General features: G+C 75.0%; 2 protein-coding genes. Both read right to left on the bottom strand.

The genetic code is table 11. From position 1 onward, the window contains the following. A partial coding sequence (locus K6I34_RS34540) for a beta-ketoacyl synthase N-terminal-like domain-containing protein (protein WP_229331993.1) occupies nucleotides 1-1,415 on the bottom strand: 1,415 nt, incomplete at its 3' end. 17 nt (nucleotides 1,416-1,432) lie between these two features. Then, on the bottom strand, nucleotides 1,433-3,029 hold a 1,597-nt coding region (locus tag K6I34_RS34535), incomplete at its 5' end, for a beta-ketoacyl reductase (RefSeq protein ID WP_229331992.1).

Below are 3,029 nucleotides of genomic sequence, written 5' to 3'. Positions count from 1 at the left end.
GGACGGTCCGTCTCCGGCCACGGCACGGCCTGCGCCAACAGCTCCACCCGGCCCGCCGACCAGTCCACATGCGGCGACGGCGCATCCACATGCAGCGTCTTCGGCAGCACACCGTGCCGCATCGCCATCACCATCTTGATCACACCGGCCACACCCGCAGCCGCCTGCGTATGCCCGATGTTCGACTTCACCGACCCCAACCACAACGGACGGCCGCCAGGACGCCCCTGCCCGTACGTCGCCAGCAGCGCCTGCGCCTCGATCGGATCACCCAGCGTCGTCCCCGTGCCGTGCGCCTCCACCGCATCCACATCACCCACCGACAAACCCGCGTTCACCAACGCCTGCCGGATCACCCGCTGCTGCGACGGACCATTCGGCGCGGACAGACCGTTCGACGCACCGTCCTGATTCACCGCCGAACCCCGCACCACCGCCAGCACAGGATGCCCATGGCGACGCGCGTCCGACAGCCGCTCCAGCAGCAACAGCCCGACGCCCTCACCCCAGCCCGTGCCGTCGGCGGCGGCCGCGAAGGACTTGCACCGGCCGTCCGACGCGAGTCCGCCCTGGCGCGAGAACTCCACGAACGCGGTCGGCCGGGCCATCACGGTGACTCCGCCGGCGAGTGCCAGGTCGCAGTCCCCCGACCGCAGTGCCTGCCCCGCCGAGTGCAGCGCGACCAGTGACGACGAGCACGCGGTGTCCAGCGTCACCGCCGGGCCTTCCAGGCCGAGCACATAGGAGACGCGGCCCGACACGACGGACATCGAGCCCCCGGTGACCCGGTGACCCTCGCTCCCGGAGACACCAGAGATATCGGAGGCGCCAGACGCCGGACCGCCGCCCGGCCGCATGCCGTAGCCGAGCGCGGACGCGCCGACGAACACGCCCGTCCGGCTGCGCCGCAGCGACAGCGGGTCGATGCCCGCGCGTTCCACGACCTCCCACGAGGTCTCCAGCAGCAGCCGCTGCTGGGGGTCCATCGCGAGGGCTTCGAACGGGGAGATGCCGAAGAACTCCGCGTCGAACTCGGCCGCGTCGTAGACGAAGCCGCCCTGCCGGGTGGCGGGGCCGCCGTCCGCCCCTCCCCCGGCGCCGTACCCGGGGCCGACGTCCCAGCCGCGGTCGGCCGGGAAGCCCGAGACCGCGTCGGTGCCGTCGGCCACCAGGCGCCACAGGTCCTCGGCGGACCGGACCCCGCCGGGGAAGCGGCAGCCCATGGCGACGATGGCGATCGGTTCCCGGGACGCTTCCTCGGCCTCCCTCAGGCGCTGCTTCGTCTCGCGCAGATCCGCGGCGGTCATCCGCAGGAAGTGCCGGAGCTTCTCTTCGTTGGACCCGGCGGACTCGGTGGATCCGTTGGATTCGGCGGATTTGGTGGACACGTGGTTCCCCCTGTCGGTTCGGGACATCCGGTGCGGACGGCTGTTCAGGAGATCCCGAACTCCTCCCCGAGAATTTCGAACATCTCGTCGTCGGTCGCGCTGTGCAGATCGCGGCCCGCGTCGGCCGACGACGGGCTCGGCCCGCCGCGCAGCCGGGCCGCGAGTTCGGTCAGGCGGGCGGCGACGCGTTCGCGCTCCGCGGCGCCGTACAGGTCCGCCAGGCCGGCCTCCAGCCGGTCCAGCGCGTCGGATGCCGACGCATCGGTGTCGCCGAAGAGTTCACCGTCGAGGTGGTCGGCGAGCCCGGCCGACGTGGGGTGGTCGAAGACCAGTGTCGTCGGCAGGGTCAGTCCGGTGGCGGCGGTGAGCCGGTTGCGCAGCCCGACGGCGGACAGCGAGTCGAACCCCATGTCGCGGAAGGGCCGTTCCGGCTCGACCTCGGCAGGGTCCGCGTGGCCGAGCTGGGCGGCGACCTCGGCGCGTACCAGGGCGAGGAGTTCCCCGTGCCGGTCCGTGGCGGACAGGCGGGAGAGCCGCTCGCGCAGCAGGTCGGGCGCCTCCAGGCCGGCCCCGGGACCGGGGTCGGCCTCGGTTCGCGCCGGGGTCTCGGCGGCAGCCAGGTCCGCGATGAGCGGGCGCGGGCGGGCGGCGGTGTAGGCGGCCGTGAAGCGCGGCCAGTCGATGTCGGCGACGGTCACGCGGGTCAGGTCCTCCTCCAGGGCCTGGCGCAGTGCTTCGAGGGCGAGTTCGGGGGCCATCGCCGGGAGGCCGATCCGGTCGAGCGCCGCCGCGGCGGCGTCACCGGCGGACATTCCCCCGCCGCCCCAGCGGCCCCAGGCGACGGCGGTCGCGACCAGGCCCCGGTCACGGCGCCGGGCGGCCAGCGCGTCGAGGCAGGCGTTGGCGGCCGCGTACGCGCCCTGTCCCGCGCCGCCCCAGACGCCCGCGCCGGAGGAGAACAGGACGAAGGTGCCGGGCTCGTCGGAGCTCAGCAGCTCGTCCAGGATCACGGCGCCGCCGACCTTGGCCGCGACCGCTTCGGCGATGTCCTCGCGGGTCGTACGGTCGAGCGGCCCGCCGACCTCCGCTCCCGCCGCGTGGACGACCGTGTCCAGCCGCAGGCCGCGGGCCCTCAGTCCGTCGAGGAGCGCGGCGACCGCGTCGCGGTCGCCGACGTCGCACGCGGCGATCAGCACGTCGGCGCCGGCCGCTTCCAGTTCCTCGCGCAGGCGCGCGGCGTCGGGTGCGGCCTCGCCGCGTCGGCCGACGAGGACGATGTGCTCGGCCCCGGCGCGGGCGAGCCACTGGGCGACCTGGCCGCCCAGTGCCCCGGTGCCGCCCGTGATCAGCGCGGTCCGCCCGGGGTGCCATGCGGTGTCGCGGCCGGTGCCGCCCTCGGGGTGCGGGAGCCGGGCGAGGCGGCGGACGAAGGTGCCGAGCGGGCGGATCGCGATCTCGTCCTCCGCCGGGACCGCGCCGAGCACGGCCGCCAGGGTCGCGGCGGCGCGCTCGTCGACGGCGGCCGGCAGGTCGACCAGTCCGCCCCAGCGGTGCGGGTGTTCGAGGCCGACGACGCGGCCGAGCCCCCAGAGGGCGGCCGCGACCGCGCCGGCCGGTGGCTCGCCGAGGACGGACACCGCG

Origin of the sequence: Streptomyces sp. UNOC14_S4 (assembly GCF_020740835.1) — a bacterium.
GTDB lineage: Bacteria > Actinomycetota > Actinomycetes > Streptomycetales > Streptomycetaceae > Streptomyces.
This window is presented reverse-complemented; position numbering and strand designations above follow the sequence as displayed.